This is a genomic window from Micromonospora sp. NPDC005206 (genome assembly GCF_040608175.1).
GTDB lineage: Bacteria > Actinomycetota > Actinomycetes > Mycobacteriales > Micromonosporaceae > Micromonospora.
Genome location: NZ_JBEXHU010000003.1, coordinates 289,245 through 311,201 on the forward strand (window position 1 = coordinate 289,245; position 21,957 = coordinate 311,201).

The 21,957-nt window shown below is 74.3% G+C and carries 17 protein-coding genes; 4 read left to right on the plus strand and 13 right to left on the minus strand.

The window, feature by feature from the left end:
* Positions 1 to 37: 37 nt before the first annotated feature.
* The 7 genes from mnhG to ABZU69_RS05545 all read right to left on the minus strand — a co-directional run bounded on the left by mnhG (position 38) and on the right by ABZU69_RS05545 (position 6,644).
* Complete coding sequence (mnhG, locus tag ABZU69_RS05515) at positions 38 to 400, minus strand: monovalent cation/H(+) antiporter subunit G (protein ID WP_354963194.1); 363 nt, start codon at positions 398 to 400, stop codon at positions 38 to 40.
* Positions 397 to 660, minus strand: a complete 264-nt coding sequence (locus ABZU69_RS05520) for a monovalent cation/H+ antiporter complex subunit F (protein ID WP_354963195.1) — start codon at positions 658 to 660, stop codon at positions 397 to 399. The genes mnhG and ABZU69_RS05520 overlap by 4 nt, the downstream gene beginning before the upstream one ends.
* Positions 657 to 1,271: a Na+/H+ antiporter subunit E gene (locus tag ABZU69_RS05525; RefSeq protein ID WP_354963196.1), complete on the minus strand. Its 615-nt coding sequence runs from the start codon at positions 1,269 to 1,271 to the stop codon at positions 657 to 659. The genes ABZU69_RS05520 and ABZU69_RS05525 overlap by 4 nt, the downstream gene beginning before the upstream one ends.
* Positions 1,268 to 2,773 carry a Na+/H+ antiporter subunit D gene (locus ABZU69_RS05530; RefSeq protein WP_354963197.1) on the minus strand — a complete coding sequence of 502 codons (1,506 nt, stop codon included), beginning with the start codon at positions 2,771 to 2,773 and terminating at the stop codon, positions 1,268 to 1,270. The genes ABZU69_RS05525 and ABZU69_RS05530 overlap by 4 nt, the downstream gene beginning before the upstream one ends.
* Positions 2,774 to 2,795: 22 nt before the next feature.
* The gene (locus ABZU69_RS05535; RefSeq protein ID WP_354963198.1) at positions 2,796 to 3,275 is read right to left on the minus strand and encodes a Na(+)/H(+) antiporter subunit C; all 480 of its coding nucleotides are present in this window, start codon (positions 3,273 to 3,275) and stop codon (positions 2,796 to 2,798) included.
* Positions 3,272 to 6,106: a Na+/H+ antiporter subunit A gene (locus ABZU69_RS05540; RefSeq protein WP_354963199.1), complete on the minus strand. Its 2,835-nt coding sequence runs from the start codon at positions 6,104 to 6,106 to the stop codon at positions 3,272 to 3,274. Before ABZU69_RS05540 ends, ABZU69_RS05535 begins: the two co-directional genes overlap by 4 nt.
* A 151-nt stretch (positions 6,107 to 6,257) precedes the next feature.
* A complete protein-coding gene (locus ABZU69_RS05545) occupies positions 6,258 to 6,644 on the minus strand; it encodes a hypothetical protein (RefSeq protein ID WP_354963200.1) in 387 nt (128 codons plus the stop codon).
* A 178-nt stretch (positions 6,645 to 6,822) separates the two neighbouring features.
* Between ABZU69_RS05545 and ABZU69_RS05550 the strand changes: the two genes are divergently transcribed.
* Positions 6,823 to 11,391: an ATP-dependent helicase gene (locus ABZU69_RS05550; RefSeq protein WP_354963201.1), complete on the plus strand. Its 4,569-nt coding sequence runs from the start codon at positions 6,823 to 6,825 to the stop codon at positions 11,389 to 11,391.
* A 230-nt stretch (positions 11,392 to 11,621) separates the two neighbouring features.
* Here ABZU69_RS05550 and ABZU69_RS05555 read toward each other — a convergent pair whose 3' ends face one another.
* A complete protein-coding gene (locus ABZU69_RS05555; protein WP_354963202.1) occupies positions 11,622 to 12,191 on the minus strand; it encodes a hypothetical protein in 570 nt (189 codons plus the stop codon).
* 163 nt (positions 12,192 to 12,354) lie between these two features.
* On the opposite strand from ABZU69_RS05555, the gene ABZU69_RS05560 reads away from it, so the two are divergent.
* On the plus strand, positions 12,355 to 12,615 hold the full coding sequence (locus tag ABZU69_RS05560) for a CPCC family cysteine-rich protein (protein ID WP_354963203.1): 261 nt from the start codon (positions 12,355 to 12,357) through the stop codon (positions 12,613 to 12,615).
* 7 nt (positions 12,616 to 12,622) lie between these two features.
* Here ABZU69_RS05560 and ABZU69_RS05565 read toward each other — a convergent pair whose 3' ends face one another.
* Positions 12,623 to 13,873, minus strand: a complete 1,251-nt coding sequence (locus ABZU69_RS05565) for a hypothetical protein (protein WP_354963204.1) — start codon at positions 13,871 to 13,873, stop codon at positions 12,623 to 12,625.
* A gap of 109 nt (positions 13,874 to 13,982) precedes the next feature.
* Here ABZU69_RS05565 and ABZU69_RS05570 point away from each other — a divergent pair, with 109 nt between their 5' ends.
* The gene (locus ABZU69_RS05570) at positions 13,983 to 14,810 is read left to right on the plus strand and encodes a DNA-formamidopyrimidine glycosylase family protein (protein WP_354963205.1); all 828 of its coding nucleotides are present in this window, start codon (positions 13,983 to 13,985) and stop codon (positions 14,808 to 14,810) included.
* A gap of 169 nt (positions 14,811 to 14,979) precedes the next feature.
* On the plus strand, positions 14,980 to 18,684 hold the full coding sequence (locus ABZU69_RS05575) for a hypothetical protein (protein WP_354963206.1): 3,705 nt from the start codon (positions 14,980 to 14,982) through the stop codon (positions 18,682 to 18,684).
* Between the two features lie 59 nt (positions 18,685 to 18,743).
* Here the strand turns inward: ABZU69_RS05575 and ABZU69_RS05580 are convergent, their stop codons facing one another.
* From ABZU69_RS05580 to ABZU69_RS05595, 4 genes are all read right to left on the minus strand, one after another.
* Complete coding sequence (locus ABZU69_RS05580) at positions 18,744 to 19,529, minus strand: hypothetical protein (protein ID WP_354963207.1); 786 nt, start codon at positions 19,527 to 19,529, stop codon at positions 18,744 to 18,746.
* 23 nt (positions 19,530 to 19,552) lie between these two features.
* Complete coding sequence (locus ABZU69_RS05585; RefSeq protein WP_354963208.1) at positions 19,553 to 20,434, minus strand: PspA/IM30 family protein; 882 nt, start codon at positions 20,432 to 20,434, stop codon at positions 19,553 to 19,555.
* A gap of 200 nt (positions 20,435 to 20,634) precedes the next feature.
* The gene (locus tag ABZU69_RS05590; protein ID WP_089017185.1) at positions 20,635 to 21,093 is read right to left on the minus strand and encodes a helix-turn-helix transcriptional regulator; all 459 of its coding nucleotides are present in this window, start codon (positions 21,091 to 21,093) and stop codon (positions 20,635 to 20,637) included.
* A 152-nt stretch (positions 21,094 to 21,245) separates the two neighbouring features.
* Positions 21,246 to 21,839, minus strand: a complete 594-nt coding sequence (locus tag ABZU69_RS05595; protein WP_354963209.1) for a CinA family protein — start codon at positions 21,837 to 21,839, stop codon at positions 21,246 to 21,248.
* Positions 21,840 to 21,957 lie beyond the last annotated feature (118 nt).

The following is a 21,957-nucleotide window of genomic DNA, read 5'->3' on the forward strand; positions in this document are numbered from 1 at the left end:
CGCCGATCGTCCGGTTCAACAGCGGTGGCCCAAGCCGTCACCCCGGCCCCGCCGGCCCCCGGCCCGGCCCGCGTTCGGCCAGCTCATCCGCGTCGAGCAGGTCCCGGTCCAGCCGGCCGGCCCGGTACGCGGCGCGGCCGATCATCTGTGCCGCGACGGGCGCGGTGGCCAGTTGGAAGACCGCCACCAGCATGATCATGCCGAGGTCCGCCGGCGACCGCAGCCTCAGCATGATGCCGAGCAGCAGCAGGAGCACCCCGAGCACCTGCGGTTTGGTGGCCGCGTGCATCCGGGACAGGGCGTCCGGAAAGCGGAGCACGCCGATCGCGGCGGCCAGGCCGAGCAGCGCGCCGGCCACCAGACAACCGGCGCCGAGCCAGTCCGCGATCGTCCCGATCATGCCTGCTCCCGAACGGCGAAGCGGACCAGCGACACCGAGCCGATGAAGCCGAGCAGGGACAGCACGACCAGGACGGGCAGCGTCGTGGCGTGCCGGTTGACCGCCGCCTCGGCGCCGACCGCGCCGACCATGGTGGCGAGCAGCATGTCCGCGGCGATCACCCGGTCCAGCAACGACGGGCCCCGGTAGAGCCGGGTCAGCGCGAGCAACGCGGTCACCGAGAGCAGGGCGGTGAGAACGACGGCCAGGAACGTGATCACGGGAGGGTTCCCTTCTCGACGGCATCGGTCTCGACGCGGCGCAGTTCGGCGGCGGAGCCCACCGCCCGGACGATCCGCCGCTCGACGGCGAGGGTGCGCTCCCGGGCGAGGGTCAGCTCCGCCGGCCCATGGGTGTCCAGCACGTGCAGGTAGAGCGTTCCGGAACCCCGGTCCACCTCGAGGATCAACGTGCCGGGCACCAGCGAGACCGCCTCCGCGGTGAGCGCCAGGTTCAGGTCGGTGGGCACCCGCAGCCGCACCCCGATGATCGCCCCGCGTGGGCGGTAGCCGGGCTGCACCGCGATCCGGGCCACGTGCAGGCTCGCGCCGACCAGTTCGGTGCCGAACCGGAACGCGAACACCAGCAGCGCCCGGGGGCGCAGCCGCCCGGCGAAGGTGACCGCCGGCAGCGGGAAGAACAGCAGCACCGCGCCGCCCACCAGCAAGCCTCCGGCCAGGTTCGCCCAGTTGATGTCGCCCCAGAGCAGGCACCAGACCGCCACCAGCCAGCCGAACGCCAGCGCCTGGTCCCGCCAGCGTCCGAGCCCGTGCCGCCGTGGCGCGGCCGGCTCGTCGGCGCCGCCCGGGACCGTTCCGCGCGGGGCGGTCACGGTGTGCCGCCCGGCAGGACGGCCCGTACGTACGGGGTGCGCGAGCGCAGGTCGGTGGCCGCGTCGACGGTGACGTCGAAGAGCGGACCGGCCAGCACGGTCAGCGCCAACCCGAACGCGACCAGGGCCATGGTGGCCCCGACCATCAGCGTGGGCAGCCGGACGGCCGGCTCGGTGGTGGCCAACCGGGGCGACCGCCAGAAGGCGATGTTCCACACCCGGGAGGCCACGTAGAGGGTGAGCAGGCTGGTCAGCGTGCCCGCCGCGACGAGCACCAAGGGCAGCGGCCCGCCGGCCGCCACCCCGGCCTGGAGCAGGCCGAGCTTGCCGAGGAAGCCGGAGAACGGTGGCACGCCGGCGAGGTTCATCGCCGGGACGAAGAACAGCACGCCGAGCAGCGGCGCGATCCGGGCCAGCCCGCCGAGGCGGCGCAGGTCGGTGCTGCCGGCCCGTTCCTCGACCAGCCCGGCGACCAGGAACAGCGTGGTCTGGATGGTGATGTGGTGCACCACGTAGAAGATCGCGCCGGCGAGCCCGGCGACGGTGCTCAACGCCACCCCGAAGATCATGTAACCGATGTGGCTGACCAGGGTGAACGAGAAGAGCCGCTTCATGTCCGACTGGGCCACCGCGCCGAGGATGCCGACCACCATGGTGAGTCCGGCGACGACCATGAGCAGCTCGTCGGCCTGCCCACCCGGAAAGAGCAGCGTCTCGGTGCGGATGATCGCGTAGACGCCCACCTTGGTGAGCAGCCCCGCGAAGACCGCGGTGACCGGAGCCGGCGCCGTGGGGTAACTGTCCGGCAGCCAGGCCGAGAGCGGGAAGACCGCCGCCTTGATGGCGAACGCGAGCAGCAGCATCAGTTCCAGGGTCAGCCGGACGTTGGCGGGCAGGTCGTCGAGGCGCTGAGCCAGTTGGGCCAGGTTGAGTGTGCCGGTGGCCGCGTACACCAGGCCCACCCCGGCCAGGAAGATCATCGAGGAGAGGATGCTGACCACCACGTACGTCGACCCGGTACGGATGCGGATCTCGGTGCCGCCCAGGGTGATCAGCACGAAGCTGGCGGCCAGCAGGATCTCGAAACCGACGAAGAGGTTGAACAGGTCACCGGCGAGGAACGCGTTGGTGACGCCGGCGGTGAGCACCAGGTACGTCGGGTGGAAGATGACCACCGGTGTGGTCTCGCCGATCTCGCTGCGGCCCTGGCCGATCGAGTACAGCAGCACGCAGAGGATGACCGACGAGGAGACCACCAGCATCAGCGCGGCGAGCTGGTCGGCGACCAGGACGATGCCGACCGGCGCCGGCCAGCCGCCGATCGCCATCACCACCGGCCCGTACCGGTACGCCTGCACCAGCAGCAGGAGCGCCACGACGAGGGTGCCGCTCAGGCAGAGCACACTGACCGCGCGTTGGAGCCGGGGCCGGGCGGCCAGCAGCAGGGTCAGCGCCGCGCCGAGCAGCGGCATCACCACCGGCAGGGGCAGCAGCCGGCTCATCGCGTCCCCCGCGACCCGGCCATCACGCCTCGTCCCCGCGATGCAGCCGACGCCGGGCGGGCTCGGGATCGACCTGCTCCGGATCGTCGTCCGGGCCCTCCCCGCCGAGGTCGGCCGTGCCCACCTCGTTGCGCTCGGCCCGCCTGATGATCTGCTGGTCCTCCAGGTCGTCGGGCACCTCATCGTCGCCGGTGAGGTACCAGCTCCGGTACGCCACGGCGAGCAGGAACGCGGTCAACCCGAAGGTGATCACGATGGAGGTCAGCACCATGGCCTGCGGCAGCGGGTCGCTCATCCGGTCCACCGGGCCGGTGCCGACGATCGGCGCCCCACCGGACCGACCGCCCAGCAGGATCAGCAGGTTGACCCCGTTGCCGAGCAGGATCACGCCGAGCAGGATCCGGGTCAGACTGCGCTCCAGCAGCAGGATCACCCCGCAACCGACCAGCACCCCGACAGCGAGCACCAGCACCAGCACGGGCCCGGCGCCACTGGTGGTCATGGCCGGTCCCCCTTGTCGACGGTGAGTCCACCGGCGGCGGTTCCGGTCGCCTCGATGTGCCGGTCCACCTCGGCCCCGAGGCTGCGCAGGATGTCCAGCACCAGCCCGATCACGACCAGGTACACGCCGACGTCGAAGAAGAGCGAGGTGACCAGGTGTGCGTCGCCGACCAGCGGCAGGGACCGGTCGACCTTGGCGCTCTCCAGCACCGATCCACCGGCCAGCAGCGCCACGACGCCGGTGCCCACCGACAGGGCCAGGCCGGCGCCGAGGACCGTGCCGGCGCCGACCGGCGCCGCCTCGGCGAGCTCGTACCGGCCGCCGGCCAGGTAGCGGACCACCAGGGCGAGCCCCGCCACCAGCCCGCCAGCGAAGCCGCCGCCCGGGGCGTTGTGTCCGGAAAAGAGCAGGAACAGGGAGAACAGCACCACGGTGTGGAAGATCAGCCGGATGATCACCTCCAGCACGATGGAGCGGCGCTCCTCGTCCAGCGTGGGCCCGCCGCGCAGCCACACCGGCCGGTCGGTCTGGTTCGCCGCCCTCGCCGACTCCGGCCGGCGCGGCCGGGGCCCGGTGCGGGACCGCTCGAAGATCAGGCTGGCGACCCCGGTCGCCGCCACCACCAGCACCGCCAGCTCACCCATGGTGTCCCAGGCCCGGATGTCGACCAGGGTCACGTTGACCACGTTGCGGCCGTACCCCTCGGCCACCGCCAGGTCCGGAAAGACCGCGGAGATGTCCGGCGCCCGACGGGCGCCGGCGGCGACGAGGGCCAGCCCAGCGGCCACCACACCCACCGAAACCCCGATCGCCCGACGGACCCACCGGCTGCGGCGCAGCGGACGGACCGAGAACCGGTTGGGCAGGCGGCGCAGCACCAGCACGAAGACCGCGATGGTCGCGGTCTCCACCAGGAACTGCGTGAGCGCGAGGTCGGGCGCGCCGTGCAGGACGAACAGCATGGCGCTGCCGTAGCCGGTCATCCCCACCAGCAGCATCGCGGTCAGCCGCCGGCGGGCGCGGACCGCCAGCACCGCGGCCACCCCGATCACCAGCACGACCACCGTCTGCAGCGGGGTGTCCCAGAGCGGGATCCGGGCATGCCACGGGCCGACGGCGAGCATCGCACCGCCGGGCAGCAGCACAAGGACGACCAGGATGACGCCCAGATACTGCGGCAGGGAGCCGCGCTGGGTCGCTCCGGTGACCTCGATGGCCAGTCGGTCGAACCGGCCCACGATCCACTCGTAGCCCTGCTTTCCGCTGACCGGCCAGCGGAGCCGGGCCAGCACCGGAGCGAGCGGCCCGCGCAGCGCGAAGAGCAGACCACCGCCGGCGAGCGCCAGCGCGGACAGGCCGAGCGCCGGGGTCGGTCCGGACCACAGCGCGAGGTGCGCGTGGACGCCGCCGGACAGGTCGGCGTACGGGCGCAGCAGGCCGTCCAGCAGGCCGGCTGCCGGGCCGGCGAGCAACCCGACGCCGGCCAGCACCGCCGGTGGGATCAGCAGCGACCCGGCGATCGGGTCCGGCTGGACCGGTGCCACGCCCGGCCGGTCCGCGAACGCGCCCCAGACGAAGCGGGCGCTGTACGCGACGGTGAGCACGGTCCCGGCGACCAGACCGGTGAGGAGCACCGGCCGGTCGGTGAACGCCGCGAACACCGCCTCCTTCGCCACGAAACCGACCAGCGGCGGCACGCCGGCCATCGACGCCGCGGCCAGCACCCCGACCACGAACAGCGGTCGGGACCAGTGCCGCAGCCCGGACAGCTCGCGCAGGTCGCGGGTGCCGGCGGTGTGGTCGATGACGCCGACGACCAGGAACAGCGCCGCCTTGAACAGCGCGTGCGCCAGCAGCATCGCCGTACCGGCCAGCGCGGCGTCCGGCGTGCCGGACCCGGTCACCGCGACCAGCAGGCCGAGCTGGCTGACCGTCCCGAACGCCAGCAACAGCTTCAGGTCGGTCTGCCGCAGCGCCGCCCAGCCGCCCATCAGCATGGTGGCCAGGCCGGCGACCTGCACCACGGGCCGCCAGGGGCCGACCACGGCCAGCACCGGCGCGAGCAGCCCGACCAGGTAGACGCCGGCCTTGACCATGGCGGCCGCGTGCAGGTACGCGCTGACCGGCGTGGGCGCCGCCATCGCGACCGGCAGCCAGGAGCTGAACGGCAGCACCGCCGACTTGGACAGCGCACCGGCCAGGATCAGCAGCACGGCGGTGACCAGGTAACCGCCGCTGGGCAGCGGCTGTGCGGCGATCTCCGACCAGCGGTAGCTGCCCGCGTGCTCGCCGAGCAGGATGAACCCGACCAGCATGGCCAACCCGCCCAGCGTGGTGACCGTCAGCGCCTGCGCCGCCGCCCACCGGCTGGACCGCCGTTCGGTGCTGTGCCCGATCAGCAGGTACGAGAAGACCGTGGTCAGTTCCCAGCCGACGTAGAGCAGCAGCAGGTTGTCGGAGAAGACCAGGGCGAGCATCGCTCCGGCGAAGGCGACCAGGACCGCGGCGAACTGCGCCAGTCCGATCGAGCCGGCGGCGAAGTACCGGGCGCTGTAGATCAGCACCAGCGCGCCGACGCCGCCGATCAGCAGGGTCATCAGCCAGGACAGCGTGGTGAGCCGCAGCGCGATGTCGAGGCCCAGCTGTCGGATCCACGGGTACGTCTCGACCACCGCGCCGCCGTGGCTGACGGCCGGGGTGCGGGCCACCGCCCAGCCGAACGCGGCGGCCGGCGCCAGCGCCAGCGGGTAGCACGCACGCGGACCCCACCACCGAACGAACAGTGGCGCGACGAGGGCCGCCACGAGATGGAGGATGAGTAGTACCAGCACCCGCGCTCCCGGTCGTGGTGGCCGACGCCAGTGCAACGGTGGCGCCTAGCAGCGATCAGACGCCAGTTCATCGCCCGTCGGGCCGTTTTGCCGGAATTCGTCCGCGACGCGTCATGAGCGTGCCGCCGGGCGGGCGAGCTGCGCGCCGGTGTCAGCGCAGCAGGGCGTCTCCGACGGGCAGCGCGTCGTCGGGGGCGGGGCGGTCGCGGCGCAGCTCGGCCAGCAGGTCGACGCGGCCGAGCTGGCGGGCGACCTTGTCGACCACCCGCTCCGCGGCGGCGAGCGACCGCACCGAGAGCAGCCGGCCGCGGCTCTCCCGGCGCAGCACGAAGTAGTGGACGGCGGCGCGGACCTGGCCGCGGTCGGCGGCGCTGGCCTGCGCGGTGGAGATGACCAGCTCACGCAGGCAGCGGGCGAGGCGCTCGGCGAGCTCCAGCTCCGGCCCGTGCAGGCCGCCACGGAGCGTGGCGAGGTGGCTGTCGACCTTGCGGATCAGCACGTCGGTGCCGGGTGCGACATTCCGCTGCTCGCCGGCCATCCGATCCCCCCACCCCGGTTCGCGTTGCGAGTGAAGTTACTTTATGTTGCTCCTCACAAGCAAGCAGTTAAGTGAGACTAAACGCATTAAGCACGCATCCGGTGCTTATGGCTTTGACTCGGACACATTTCACGGTCGGGCGCTCGTGGTTGTCGTACCGGCGGGGCACGATGGAGCGGTGACCGGGGCAGACGCAGACACGGCCGGGGCGCTGGCCGGGTTCGGCCCGGCCACCCGTGCCTGGTTCGACGCCGCCTTCGCCGCCCCCACCGCCGCCCAGGCCGGCGCCTGGCGATCGGTCGCCGCCGGCCGCAACGCCCTCGTGGTGGCGCCCACCGGCTCCGGCAAGACGCTCGCAGCCTTCCTCTGGTCCCTCGACCGGCTGGCCCGCGAGCCCGCCCCGGCGGAGGCCCGGCAGCGCTGCCGGGTGCTCTACGTCAGCCCACTCAAGGCGCTCGCCGTGGACGTCGAGCGCAACCTGCGCGCCCCGCTTGCCGGCATCCGGCAGGCGGCGACCCGGCTCGGCGTCGCCCCGCCCGACATCACCGTCGGCATGCGCACCGGCGACACCCCGGCCGACGAGCGACGAGCCTTCGCCCGCACCCCACCGGACATCCTCATCACCACGCCCGAGTCGCTGTTCCTGCTACTCACCTCCGCCGCCCGGGATTCACTTCGCGGCGTCCAGACGGTGATCGTCGACGAGGTGCACGCGGTGGCCGGCAGCAAGCGCGGCGCCCACCTCGCCCTCTCGCTGGAACGCCTCGACGAGCTGCTGCCCGCCCCGGCGCAACGGATCGGCCTCTCCGCCACCGTCCGGCCGATCGACGCCTGCGCCCGGTTCCTCGGCGGTGCCCGCCCGGTCGACGTCGTGCAGCCCGCCACCGCGAAGACCATCGAGGTCAGCGTGCAGGTGCCGGTGGAGGACATGACCCGCCTGGACGAACAGGAGCAGCCGCCGGAGGACGACCTTGGTGGTCCCCGGCCACGCCGCGCCTCGATCTGGCCCGCAGTCGAGGAGCGGGTCTTCTCGCTGATCGGCGAGCACCGCTCGACCATCGTCTTCACCAACTCCCGACGCAGCGCCGAGCGGCTCTGCGCGCGGCTCAACGAGCTGGCCGCCGAAGGGGTGGCGGAGGGCCCCGCCGGTCCGGTCCGCAACCGGCCCCCGGCGGAGGTGATGGCCCAGTCCGGCGCGGCCACCGGCGCGGCGCCGGTGATCGCCCGAGCGCACCACGGCAGCGTCTCCCGGGAGGAGCGCAAGCACATCGAGGAGGCGCTCAAGTCCGGCCAGCTCCCGGCGGTGGTGGCCACCTCCAGCCTGGAGCTGGGCATCGACATGGGCGCGGTCGACCTGGTGGTGCAGATCGAGGCGCCGCCGAGCGTGGCCGCCGGCCTGCAGCGGATCGGCCGGGCCGGGCACCAGGTGGGCGCGGTCTCCCGCGGGGTGGTCTTCCCGAAGCACCGCGGCGACCTGCTCTCCTGTGCGGTGGTCGCCGAGCGGATGACCGACGGCGCGATCGAGGAGCTGCACTACCCGCGCAACCCGCTGGACGTGCTGGCCCAGCAGATCGTCGCGATGGTGGCCCTGGAGCCGTGGCGGGTCGGTGATCTGGCCGTGCTGGTCCGTCGGGCCGCACCCTTCGCCGAGCTGCCCGACTCCGCGCTGCACGCCGTACTGGACATGCTCTCCGGCCGCTACCCGTCCACCGCCTTCGCCGAGCTGCGCCCCCGGCTCGTCTGGGACCGGGCGACCGACGTGCTCACCGGCCGCCCCGGCGCGCAGCGGCTCGCGGTGACCAGCGGCGGCACCATCCCCGACCGGGGCCTCTTCGGCGTCTTCCTGGCCGGCGCCGAGCGGGCCGCGCGGGTCGGCGAACTGGACGAGGAGATGGTCTACGAGTCGCGGGTCGGCGACGTCTTCCTGCTCGGCTCCTCCTCCTGGCGCATCGAGGAGATCACCCCCGACCGGGTGCTGGTCTCGCCGGCCCCCGGGCAGGCGGCCCGGATGCCGTTCTGGAAGGGCGACCAGCTGGGCCGGCCGGTGGAGCTGGGCCGAGCCATCGGCGCCCGGGTGCGCACCCTGTTGCGGCAGAGCGACGAGGCGGCGCTGGCCACGTTGCGCGCCGGCGGCCTGGACGACTGGGCCGCCGCCAACCTGATGGCCTACCTGCGCGAGCAGCGCGAGGCCACCCGTTCGCTGCCGGACGACCGCACGATCGTGGTCGAGCGGTTCCGCGACGAGCTGGGCGACTGGCGGCTGGCCGTGCACAGCGTCCTCGGTGCCCGGGTCAACGGGCCGTGGGCCCTCGCAGTGGGCCGCCGACTGGCCGAGCGGTACGGGGTGGACGCCCAGGTGATGCCCTCCGACGACGGCATCGTGGTCCGGCTGCCGGACACCGCCGACGAGCCACCCGGCGCCGACGTGGTGGTCTTCGAGCCCGACGAGATCGCCCAGCTGGTGGAGGAGTCGGTCGGCACGTCCGCGCTCTTCGCCGCCCGATTCCGGGAGTGCGCCGCCCGGTCGCTGCTGCTGCCCCGTCGCGATCCGCGCCGCCGCCAGCCGCTCTGGCAGCAGCGCCAACGTGCCGCACAACTGCTCGACGTGGCCCGCGAGTACGCCGACTTCCCGGTCACCCTGGAGGCCGCCCGCGAGTGCCTCCAGGACGTCTTCGACCAGCCGGCGCTGGCCGGGCTGATGCGCGACCTGACCGCCCGCAAGGTGCGGCTTGTCGAGGTGGAGACCAGCGCGCCGTCCCCGTTCGCCCGGTCGCTGCTCTTCGGCTACGTCGGGGCGTTCCTCTACGAGGGCGACGCGCCGCTCGCCGAGCGGCGCGCCGCCGCGCTCGCACTGGATTCCACGCTGCTCGGGGAGCTGCTCGGCCGGGTCGACCTGCGCGAACTGCTGGACCCGACGGTTCTCGCCGAGACCGAGCGGCAGCTGCGCTGGCTGACCGAGCAGCGCCGCCCGCGCGACGCGGAGGACGTGGTCGAGCTGCTGCGGGTGCTCGGCGACCTGAGCGACACCGAGCTGGCCGAGCGAGTCGTACCGGAGAGCTGGCTGACCGAGCTGGAGGCCGCCCGCCGGGTGCTGCAGGTCCGGATCGCCGGCGAGCAGCGCTGGGTGGGCGTCGAGGACGCCGCCCGGCTGCGCGACGCGCTCGGCGTGGCGCTGCCGGTCGGGGTGGCCGAGGCGTACCTCACCCCCGTGGCCGATCCGCTCGGTGACCTGGTGGCCCGCTACGCGCGCACCCACGGGCCGTTCGCCGCGGCGAGTTGCGCGGCCCGCTTCGGGCTCGGCGTGTTCGTGGTCGAGCAGACGCTGCGCCGGCTCGGCGCCACCGGTCGGGTGGTGTCCGGGGAGTTCACCCCCGATTCGGCTGGCGCCCAGTGGTGTGACGCGGAGGTGCTGCGGCTGCTGCGCCGCCGCTCGCTCGCGGCGCTGCGCCGGGAGATCGAGCCGGTGCCGCCCCGGGCGCTGGCCACGTTCCTGCCCCGCTGGCAGCAGGTCGGCTCGTCCGCCCGGGGGGTGGAGGCGCTCGCCGCCACGGTGGAGCAGTTGCAGGGCGCCGCGGTGCCGGCGTCCGCGCTGGAGCGGCTGGTGCTGCCCGGTCGCGTCGCCGACTACTCCCCCGCCCAGCTCGACGAGCTGTGCGCCAGCGGGGAGGTGGTCTGGGCCGGGTCGGGGGCGATCTCCGGCGGGGATGGCTGGGTCACCCTGGCGTACGCGGACACCGCGCCGCTGCTGCTCCCCCCGCCCGACGAGGCGCTGACCCGGACCCCGCTGCACGAGGCGGTGCTCGACGCGCTCGGCGACGGGCAGGCGCTGTTCTTCCGGCCGCTGGCCGACCGGGTCGGCTCGACCGACGACGCCGCGCTGATCGCGGCAATCTGGGACCTTGTCTGGGCCGGTCACCTCACCAACGACACCCTCGCCCCGCTGCGCGCGGTGCTCGGAGCCGGTGGGGCGCACCGCTCCCGGCCGTCCGCGCCGCGCACCCGCTACCGGCGGCCCGGCCGGGTGGCGCTGCCCACCCGGGGTGGCCCACCAACCGTCGCCGGTCGCTGGTCGCGGCTGCCGGAGCGGGACCTCGACCCGACCCGGCGCGCCGCCGCTCTGGCCGACGTGCTGCTGGAGCGGCACGGGGTGGTCACCCGCGGCGCGGTCATGGCCGAGCAGGTGGTCGGCGGTTTCTCCGCGGTCTACCCGGTGCTGTCGGCGCTGGAGGAGCGCGGCGCGGCCCGCCGGGGCTATTTCGTGGAGGGGCTGGGCGCGGCCCAGTTCGCGGTGCCCGGCGCGGTGGACCGGTTGCGTGCGCTGGCCGAGCCGGCCGACGGTGCCCGGGCGCGTGGCGGGCCGGCGACGGTGCTGGCCGCCACCGACCCGGCCAACCCGTACGGCGCGGCGCTGCCCTGGCCGGAACGGGTGATCGACTCCGGCGACGGCGCCGCCCCGGCGACCGGGCACCGGGCCGGCCGCAAGGCGGGCGCGCTGGTGGTGCAGGTCGCCGGTGACCTGGTGCTCTACGTGGAGCGCGGCGGCCGGACGCTGCTCTCCTTCACCGACGACGCCGACACGCTCGCCGCGGCCGGCAAGGCACTCGCCGACGCCGTCCACTCCGGAGCGTTGGGCGCGATGTCGGTGGAGCGGGCCGACGGTGAGGCGGTGCACTCCTCGCCGCTGCGCGACGCGCTGACCGCCGCGGGCTTCCGGGCCACCCCGCGCGGCCTACGCCTACGCGGCTGACCCGCCCTCCTGGATCGGGCCGGCGCCGCCCGCGGCGGGTGACGATGCGAACGCTCCCGTGTGGCGTCAACCACCGACCTGCTGCCAAACCCACCCCACCGGCCGGACGGCCAACGCCCGGCGGGCCGCACTCTTTTACGCGTTATACCTGTGAGTCATAGATATGACTCACAGGTATAACGCTCACAAGACACATACGCCCCCGACCGCCGGGGCCACGGGCTCGGCGCTCAGCCGAGGTTGGCGAGGACCTTCTCGTAGCGCGTGCGGTCCCCGGCGGGAGTTTTCGCCTCCAGGTAGTTGAGCACCACCGTGCCGCGCCGGTACGACTGCCCGCTCCAGGTCTCCGCGATGTCACCGGCGCTGATCTCGTCGGGAAACACGTACACCGTGACGGCGTCGGTGGCGATCAGCTCGGAGCACCCCAGGCCGAGCCCGTCCGGTCCGCAGTCGACCGAACGGTCCTTCGGGTGCGGCACCTTCAGGCCGGCGGCCTTGAACGCCTCGACGACCTGCTTCGCGCCGGGGGCCCCCGCCGACCGCTTGGGCAGCACCACCGGCGGCGGGCTGGCCGGTCGGCGCTCGGTCGGCCCCCGCGGGGCGACGGCGGGCGCGGAAGGGGCACCGCTGGCGCTGGACTGGTCCGTCGAGGGCGTCGCCCCGCCCGAAGGACCGGTGGCCGCCGGGGCCGAGACGGACGAGGCGGCGTCCGGCTGACCGGCGTCGTCACTGCCGCAGCCGGCGGTGAGGGCGACGGCGACGGCGAGTACGGCGACGGCGGGCAGGCTCCGATGTATCACCAGGGCAGTCTGCCCATGGCGCCCAACAGCGGGAGTGGCCGGTCGGCCAGTGCCGTGTCCCATATCCGCCAGCAGCCGGTCGACCGAGCGACGCGGGTACGCGCCAATCCTGCGGAGCAGACTCGGCGACCGCGAACCTGTTCGACTGTGGAATGCTTCCCCGGTGGGTGAACACGTGGTTCCCGTGGCCTGTCCCTGCTGTGCCTCCCGGACCGGCGGCGGGACCTGCCCGGTCTGCTTCTGGACCGACGACGGTCAGTCCGACACCGATGCCGACGCGGTCCGGGGCGGTCCCAACGGCGACCTGAGCCTCTCGCATGCCCGCCTCAACTACGCCGTCTACGGCGCCAGCCACCCGCGCTACCAGGACATGGTGCGCCTGGCCCGCCCCGACGAGCGCCCGGATGGTGCCCGACGGGGCTGAGCTCGGGTCAGCAGAGCGGCACGGAGCCGCCGTACACCGCGGAGATGTACGCGTGGCTGACGTACTGCCCGGCGGCCAGGCGGTTCCACCGGGTGGTGGTGCGGTAGGGGCCAGCCACCGACTGGCCGGTGACGTAGCACTGGATCGGCACGTTGGCGAACCGGGCGGCGAGGCCACGGCTCGGGTACGACGTGCTGGCCCCGGTGCGGATGTTGAGCGGCCCGTCGCCGACCACACCGCGCGGCCCGCCACCGGTCCACAGGTAGGCCACGTCCACCCAGGCGTTGGTGGTCAGCCGCAAGCCGTCCCAGAACGTGCCGTCGGCCAGGTCGATGCCAGCCGGGTTGAGCACCGTACGCCCGAACTGGTCCCGCCCGCCGTTGTAGCCGGACTGGTACGCGGCCTGCGCCTCGGGCCGGCCCTGCGGCAGGTTCTTCCAGTTTTCCCGCACGGCCGACGGGTTCCAGTAGTCGTCACGGGTGTTCCACGGCCCGACGTCCCAGACCGGCGCGTACTCGCAGCGGGAGCCGGTGGTGGTGCAGACCCGCACGGTGTAGTCGCCGCTGTTGAGCGGGGAGAGCCCGCGACGCGACGGCAACGCCGCGAAGTGGTCCCGTGGCTGCACCGTACGGCCGTTGGCGGTCAGCTCGCCGACCAGCCCGATCCGGGTGGCGTACACCCGGTAGGTGCGGCCGGGGGTGGCGGCGGAGACGGCAGCGGCCGCGTCGGCGGTGAGCCGGACGCCGCGTACCGTCGCGGTGGCGCCGCCGGCCGGCGCGGTGAGCACCACCCGGGTCTGCACCCGGCTGACCGGCCGGTCGAAGACCGCGCCGGCGGTGGCGGCCCGCCACTCCGTCCAGCCGCTGACCCGCCATCCCCGGACCTGCGCCTCCACTGTGGCGCCGGCGGGGACCGAGGCGGTGATCTCGGCGCGGACCCGGGTGGCCGGCCGGGTGAGGGCGCGCGGGGCGGTCAGCAGCATTCCCTCGGCGACCGCGCTGTGGCGGCGCCCGGCGGCCCGGGCCTCCCGCAGCCGCAGCCCGGCGGCGCTGCGCCGGACGTTGACGTCGTCCCGGTCGACGACGGACAGGTCGGCGTTCCACCGTTCGCCGCCCGGGGCGGCGGCGGTGAGGGTCAGCGGGTGGCCGACGGCGGGGGTGGCCGGGACGGGGCTGGCGGCGGGCACGAGCGCGGCGGTGAGCGCGAGGGTCAGGGTGGCGACGAGGACCGAGCGATTACGGCATCGGGGTCGTGCCATGGGCATTCTCCTCAGAACTTCCTGACCCTCGCATGTCGGGAGATCATGAGGAACCTGAGTACAAATGGCGACACATGCGAATCTTGCTCGAAGGAGGGAGGATGGCGGGGTGCCCGAAGGCGACACCGTCTGGAACACCGCGCGCGTGCTGCACCGCGCGCTGGCTGGCGCGCGTCTCACCGGCAGTGACTTCCGGGTGCCGCAGCTGGCCACCACGGACCTCACCGGTTGGACCGTCCGCGAGTCGGCCAGCCGGGGCAAGCACCTGCTGCTCCGCCTCACCGCCCCCGCCGGCCGGCCCGGGGTGGACGGATCGCACTGGACGCTGCACTCGCACCTGCGGATGGACGGCGCCTGGCGTGCGTACGCGCCGGGTGAACGCTGGAGCGGCCGGCCGGCGCACCTGATCCGGGTGGTGTTGCGCAGCCCCGGCGCGGTCGCGGTCGGCTACCACCTGCACGAGCTGGCCCTGGTGCCCACGGCCGAGGAGGACGGCCTGGTCGGCCACCTCGGCCCCGACCTGCTCGGCCCCGACTGGGAGCCGGCCGAGGCGGTCCGCCGGCTCTCCGCCCACCCGGAGCAGACCATCGGCGAAGCGCTGCTCGACCAGCGCAACCTGGCCGGCGTGGGCAACCTCTACAAGTGCGAGGTGCTCTTCCTGCGCGGGGTGTCGCCGTGGACGCCGGTGCGTGCGGTGCCCGACCTGGCCGGCACGGTTGCTCTGGCGCAGCGGCTGCTCGCCGCCAACCGGGGCCGCTGGACGCAGAGCACCACCGGATCGCTGCACCGGGGGCAGACCAGCTACGTGTACGGCCGTCGCGCCCAACCCTGCCGCCGCTGCGGCACCGCGATCCGCAAGCAGGAGCTGGGCGAACGTGTCACCTACTGGTGCCCGGTCTGCCAACCGGAGCACCCGGAGGCTCCCGCGCCCGCCTGACCACCCCACCCGGACAGGGGTCATCCCAGAAACGGACGATTGGGTAATTCCTAACCGGCCGTCGGAGTCGCATGCTGCGGTTGAGTGCTCACCGATCGTCAGAGTGCCGGGCCCGATCAGGTCGCCACGCCGGGGTGGCGACCCTCGTGCCCCGACCCCGGGGAGAGCCATGGCGATTTTCCGCAGACTCCGCTCCACCTGGTTCGAGCGGAGCGCCCGCGACAGCAACGGCGGCGCCAACGGACGGGTGGCGTCCGTGCCGGCCGCACGTACCGCCGAGGACGCCGCCCCGGCGCCCAGCCTCGACCCGGCCGTCGTGCCCCACTGCTTCGGCCCGGTGCCGAACTTCGCGCACAGCCCCCGACCGGCACGCGATCCGCAAGGGCGGGTGGTGCCGGGCACCGGGCTGCGCAAGTTCGTCGACGTGCTGCCCACCCCGGGTCAGCTGGGCCGCGGCGACCTCGGTGGGTACCTGCCGGTGGCGGTGCCGGACACGATCAGCTTCCCGGGCTGCGACTACTACGAGATCGGCCTCCAGGAGTACGTCCAACGGCTGCACCGGGACCTGCCGGCCACCCGGCTGCGCGGCTACCGGCAGCTGAACCTGGGCACCGACGCGTCGGGCCACAACACGGTGGCGCCACCGGAGCGGCCCTGGCACCTCGGTCCGATGATCCTCGCCCGCCGGGGCCGGCCGGTCCGGGTGAAGTTCATCAACCAACTCCCCACCGGCCGGGCCGGGGAGCTGTTCCTGCCGGTCGACGACACGGTAGACGGGGCCGGCGGTGGCCCGCTGGACGGCCCGGCGCCGTACCCGCAGAACCGGGCGGTGCTGCACCTGGCCGGTGCGCAGACAGGCTGGACGAGCGCCGGCAACCCGGGGCAGTGGATCACCCCGGCCGGGGAGATCACCCCGTACCCGACCGGGACGGGTCTGACCCACGTGCCGGACATGCCGCCGCCCGGGGCCGGCGCCACCACGCTCTATTACCCGAACGAGCAGAGCGGCCGGCTGATGTGGTTCCACGACAACACCCTCGGCCTGGCCCGCCTCACCGTCTACGGCGGGCAGCTCGCGCCGTACCTGCTCACAGACCCGGCCGAGGACCAGCTCATCGCCGACGGGGTGCTGCCGGCCGACCAGCTGCCGCTGGTGATCGAGGACAAGACCTTCGTGCCGGACGACACCCAACTGGCCGCCGAGGACCCGACCTGGGACCGGGAACGCTGGGGCGCCCGGGGCAGCCTCTGGCACCCACACGTCTACCAGCCCCGGCAGAACCCGTACCGGTCCGGCGGGCGCAATCCGACCGGCCGGTGGGACTACGGACCCTGGTCGCGCAGCACCGCCCCGGACGGCACCCGTGGCGACAGCTGGCAGACGATGGACGGCTGGTCGACGGTGGACGGCTGGCGGGCTGCGGACGGCGTCACCGGCGGACCGCCGCTGACCGGGCCCGGCCCGGTGCCGAACCCGCACCACGATCCGGTCGGCGCGCCGGATGAGCCGCCGCTGGGCCCCGGCACGCCGCACCCGTCCGCGGTGCCCGAGGTGTACGGCGACACCCCGCTGGTCAACGGCGTCGCCTACCCGTACCTGGCGGTGCGGCCGCGCGCGTACCGGTTCCGGATCCTCAACGCCTGCCTGGACCGCAGCCTCAACCTCCAGCTCTACCGGGCCTGCTCGGACTCTCCGATGTGGACGGAGGACGACGCCTTGGCCGACGCCGACGCCGGTGAGGTGCCGATGGTGCCCGCCGTGCGGGCTGCGGACCGGCCGGCGGACTGGCCGACCGACGGGCGTGACGGCGGGGTGCCGGACCCCCGCGCCGCCGGGCCGGCGTTCATCCAGATCGGCAACGAGGCCGGGCTGCTGCCTGCTCCGGTCGTGCTGCCGAACCGGCCGATCGGCTACCGCTACGACCGCCTCGACCCGACCGTGCTGAACGTCGACGGGCACACGCTGCTGCTCGCCCCGGGCGAGCGCGCGGACGTGCTCGTCGACTTCTCCGCCGTACCGCCGGGCACCACGCTGATCCTCTACAACGATGCCCCGGCACCGCTGCCCGGCTTCGATCCGCGCTACGACCAGCACACCGACGCGCCGGACCGGACCGCCGAGGGCGGCCCGCCCCCAACCCAGCCGGGGTACGGCCCGAACACCCGCACGCTGCTCCAGTTCCGGGTGAGCGGAGCGCCGGCCCCGACGTACGACCTGGCGCTGCTGCGCCGCCGGCTGCCTCTGGCGTACGCGGCCAGCCAGCGCCCGCCGATCGTGCCGCAGCCGGCGTACGACCCGGCGTTCGGCACCCGGACCGCGCGGGAGACGAGCGTGCCGGTGCACGCCGCCACGGTCACCTTCACCCCGGCGGGCGTCGCCGGGCCGGTCAGCCTGCCCGTCGCGGTGAAGGCCGCGCAGCAGGTCTTCGAGCCCGGCCACGGCCGGCTGGCCGGCCGGCTCGGCGTCGGGCACCCGAACGCCGGGCCGCTCGTCCCGGCGACCCTGCCGCTCGGCCCGACCGACCCTGTCACCGAGGTGCTCTTCGCCGCCGATCCGGCCGTGCCGGTCGGCGCGCCGACCGACGGGACCCAATTCTGGCGGATCAGCGGCAACGTGCGGCAGACCGAGGCGCTGCGCTTCGGCGGCTGCGACGTGCAGCTGATCAACCGGGTCGGCTGGGACGGCACGCTCCGGCCCCCGCACGGCAGCGAGCTGGGCTGGAAGGAGATCATCCGGGTGAACCCCCGGGAGGACGTGGTGGTGGCGCTACGTCCGGTCGCACCGACGCTGCCGTTCAAGCTGGGCGACAGCGTCCGACTGCTCGACCCGGGCCGCCCGGCCGGCGCCCGGACCGGTTCGACCCCGATCAGCCCGGCCGACGGGCGACCCGCCCTGGTGGTGAACCAACTGGTCAACCTGGGCTGGGAGTACCGCTGGCACAGCCAGCTCGCCGGCCACCGCGACCTCGGAATGAACCGGCCGTTGGTGCTGCGGGTGGCGCCGAAGGCGCCCACCGGGCTGACCGCCACGCCGGTGCCGGGCTCAGCCACCGCGCTGCCGGCGATCGGGCTGGCCTGGACCGGCAACGGCGGTCGCCCGCCGGCCACCAGCCACCTGCTGCAACGGGCCACCGACACGACGTTCGGCGGCGAGGTCACCACCATCACGGTCGCGGCCACCGCCACCCGCTACACGGACGCGACGGTCACCCCCGGGGTCACCTACCACTACCGGATCCGGGCGGAGAACGCCGTCAGCTACTCGTCCTGGTCGAACAGCGTGCCCGCCTCGGTGCACCTGACCGCCCCGAGCGGGCTGGCCGCGGCGATCCCGCCGGCCGCGCCGCTGCGGGTGGCGCTGCGCTGGGCGAACCGCTCCTTCGCCACCGGCATCGACGTGCAGCGGGCCACCAACCCGACCTTCACCAGCGGCCCGGGCACCACCGCCATCGGCGTCGGTGACAACCACCTGGACGTCACAGTCGCCCCGAACACCACGTACTACTACCGGGTGCGGACCACGTACCTGGGTGCCGCGTCGGCCTGGTCGACGGTGGCCGCGGCGAGCACCCCACCCGCACCCGTCGCGCCGAGCGGGGTCGGTGCCACCGCCAGCGCGCCGGGACCGGACACCGCGACGGTGGTCCTGGTCTGGGCGGCGAGCACGCCGGCCGGTCCGGGGGCCGGGTTCATCGTGCAGCGGGCGCTGGACCCGGCCTTCGGCCGGGAGGTGGCCACCTTCACGGTGACGGGTCGCGGCTTCACCAACACCGGACTGGCCCGAGGTGTGACGTACCACTACCGGATCCGGTCGTTCAACGTCGTGGGCAGCTCGCCGTACACCGCCCGGATCCCGGTCACCACCCCGCCGTGACCTGGCGCCGGTTCGCGGCGCCCGGTCAGCGCGTGTACGGGCTCAGCGGGTGTACGGGCTCAGCGGGTGGGTGCGCGCAGCGGGGTGCCGACCGCGCGCAACTCGGCCAACGCCGAGGCCACGCCGTGCAGCAGGTCGGTCGCCTCGGTGAGCCGGGCGGCGGCCGGGTGGGCGGTCTCCGGTCGGGCGTCCTCGGCCAGGTAGCCGGCGGCGGCGACGACCAGCCGCTCGTAGGCCACGACCCCGCTCTCCAACTGGGCGGTCAATGCGCCGTGCGCCTCGGCCAGCGGCGCCCGCGCGTCGGCGGGGGCCAGCCGCAGCGCCCGTTCGACGCTGGCCACCCGCGCGGCCAGGTCACGCAGCGACCGGTCGGCGGCGGCAGCCTCCAGCACCGCCGGCTCGGCCAGCCCGGTGAGCCGGGTGGTCATCCCGGCCAGGGTGAGCGCTGCCCGATCGAGTCGGGCCCACTGCTGCCCGGCACTGGTGCCGCGCAGCGCGATCCGGCTGCGGACCCGGCGTACCTCGGCCAGCACTCCGGAACCGACCGGCAGCCGCTCGACCGCGGCCACCAGCCGGGCCCGCGAACGGGCTGCGGCCTCGGCCGGGTCCAACGCGGGGGGCGCCGGCCGGGCGGCCAGCGCGCGCAGGTCGACCCAGCGCCAGGCGGCCAGCGCCACCGCGCTGCCGGCGGCGCCGGCCCAGGCCGCGTCGGGCAGACCGAGACCGGCGTACGGGGTCAGCACCGCCGCGGCGCCGCCGAGCCCACCGGCCAACACGCTCCACCGCCGCGCGGACCGGCGCAGCCGGTCCAGCCGACGGAAGTACCGCGTCCGCTCGTCTGCCACGCTGACCTCCTCGGGCCGGTCGTTCAGCCGGCGGCGGTCGGGTCGCCGGTGCCCCGTTCGCGGGCCATGCTGGCCCGGAGCTCGTCCAGCCGGGCAGCGGCGGTCGGGTCGCTGGCCGGGCCGGCCGCGCCCGTCGTCTCGCCCTGCGGCACCGCCGGTCGCTGCGCCGCGCCGCCGAGCTGTTCCCCGGCCATGCTGGACCGGATCTGCTCCAGCCGGGCCGAGCCGGCCGAGTCGATGCTCGCCTTCTGGATCTCCAACATCCGGCCCTCGACCGAGTTGCCGGCCAACTCCGCCCGGCCCATCGCGTTGGCGTACCGCCGCTCGATGCGGTCGCGGACCTCGTCCAGGGACGGGGTGGTGCCGGGTGCGGTCAGCGACGACATCGACTCCAGCGAGCGGGCCACCGTCTCCTGCATCTTGGCCTGCTCCAGCTGGCTGAGCAGCTTGGTACGCTCGGCGAGCTTCTGCTGGAGGATCATCGAGTTGTTCTCCACCGCCCGACGGGCCTGCGCGGCGGCGCCCAGCGCCTGGTCGTGCAGGGTCTTCAGGTCCTCGGTGGCCTGCTCGGCGGAGACCAGCTGGGTGGCCAGGGTCTGCGCCGACTGCTCGAACCGCCCGGCCTCGGCCTCGTCACCCTTGGCCCGGGCCTGGTCGGCGAGCACCAGGGCCTGCCGGGCGTTGCCCTGCAACCGCTCGACCTCGGACATCTGCCGGGACAGCTTCATCTCCAGCTGACGCTGGTTGCCGATCACCGCGGCAGCCTGCTGCACCAGCGCCTGGTGCTGACGCTGCGCATCCTCGATGGCCTGCTGAATCTGCACCTTGGGATCGGCATGCTCGTCGATCTTGGCACCGAAGAGCGCCATCAGGTAGTTCCAGCCCTTGACGAACGGGTTCGCCATCTCCGCCGTATCCCCTCAGTAGCGTCGATCCACCGTGGCCCGGCCGGATGGACCTGCCGACCACGACCCGGCCGGTCTCCATCGTCCCAGCCGGAGGCCAACGAGGCATCCGTACCGGGCGGTCGACGGCACCGGCAGCTCCTGCGGGCCACCCTACGCGGCCGGGGCCAACTCGCCCATGGTCAACCGGAAGGACGGGCTCAGGCGGCGCAGACCACGTCCCGGTCGCGCTCGGTGGGGCGGACTCGGGTGCTGCGCAGCGTGGCCTTGAGCGGCGATTCCTGGCGGACCGAGACGGCGACCTTGCCATCGGAGGTGACCTGGCGAACGCCCCGGTTGGTGTTCCTGCGAACGGCGGGGGCGGCGCCGACGGGCACGGCCTCGGCCGACTCGTCCTGCATCGGGACCAGCACCCCGGGCATCTGCTCGGCCAGCGCGACGGTGTCGCTGACCTCGCGCAGCAGCTCGGACAGGCGGGCGCCGAGCGCGTCGCAGATCGCGGCGAGCAGCTCGCTGGACGGCTCCTTGTGCCCGCGCTCGATCTCGGAGAGGTAACCAAGGCTGACGTTGGCGGCGGTGGACACCTCGCGCAGGGTGCGCTGCTGCCCCTGCCGGCGCGCCCGCAGTGCGTCACCGATCACCCGGCGTAGCAGGACCATCGCACCTCCCCCTGAGGGATACCTCTCGCTCGGCGTCCCGCGGCCGGTCGCGGCGGACCGCGCCGGCCCCGAGCGCCGAAGCCTTCCCGCAACCGTACCCGGTGTGGGCCCGGGCGACATCCCGCCCCGCCCGTCGGTTCGCCCGGGCCGGCTCACCGTCGCCCGGCCCCGGCCGTTCCCGCCGCGGCGGCGCTGGCGGTCCCCGCCGCCTCCGCGGCATCCGCGGCGTCCGCGGCGTGGATCCGCTCGCCGAGCAGCCGCAAGGCCTCGGTCACCGCCGCCGATCGGACGTGGTCCCGGCCCCCGTCCAGGTCGAGCTGGCGCACCTCACCGCCGTCCGGGCCGGCGACCGCGACGTAGACCAGGCCGACCGGCTTGCCGTCCTGCGGCTCGGGACCGGCGACCCCGGTGGTGGCGAGCCCCCAGTCCGCGCCGCAGCGCTGCCGGCCACCCTCGGCGAGCGCCGCCGCCACGTCCGGGTCGACGGGCCCCCGCTCGGCCAGCAGCTCGGCCGGTACGCCCGCCAGCTCGGACTTCAACTCGGTGGCGTAGACCACCAGCCCACCCCGGTAGACGTCGCTGACCCCGGCGATCTCCACGATCGAGGCGGCGAGCAGCCCACCGGTGAGTGACTCGGCCGTGGCCAGCGTCTCGTGCCTCTGCGACAGGCTGTGCACCACGCCCGCGGCCGGACTGCCGACCTCTGGACTGCCCGCCGGCCGTTCCCGACCCCCATCCCGCTCCATGCACCCGTCCTTCCCCACCCATTCCCACCCAACCCTCCCCCGACCGGTGGCGTCGATCATGAAGTTACTGCCCCGACACGCCGCGCCGGACGGCGATAACTTCATGATCGACGGGGCG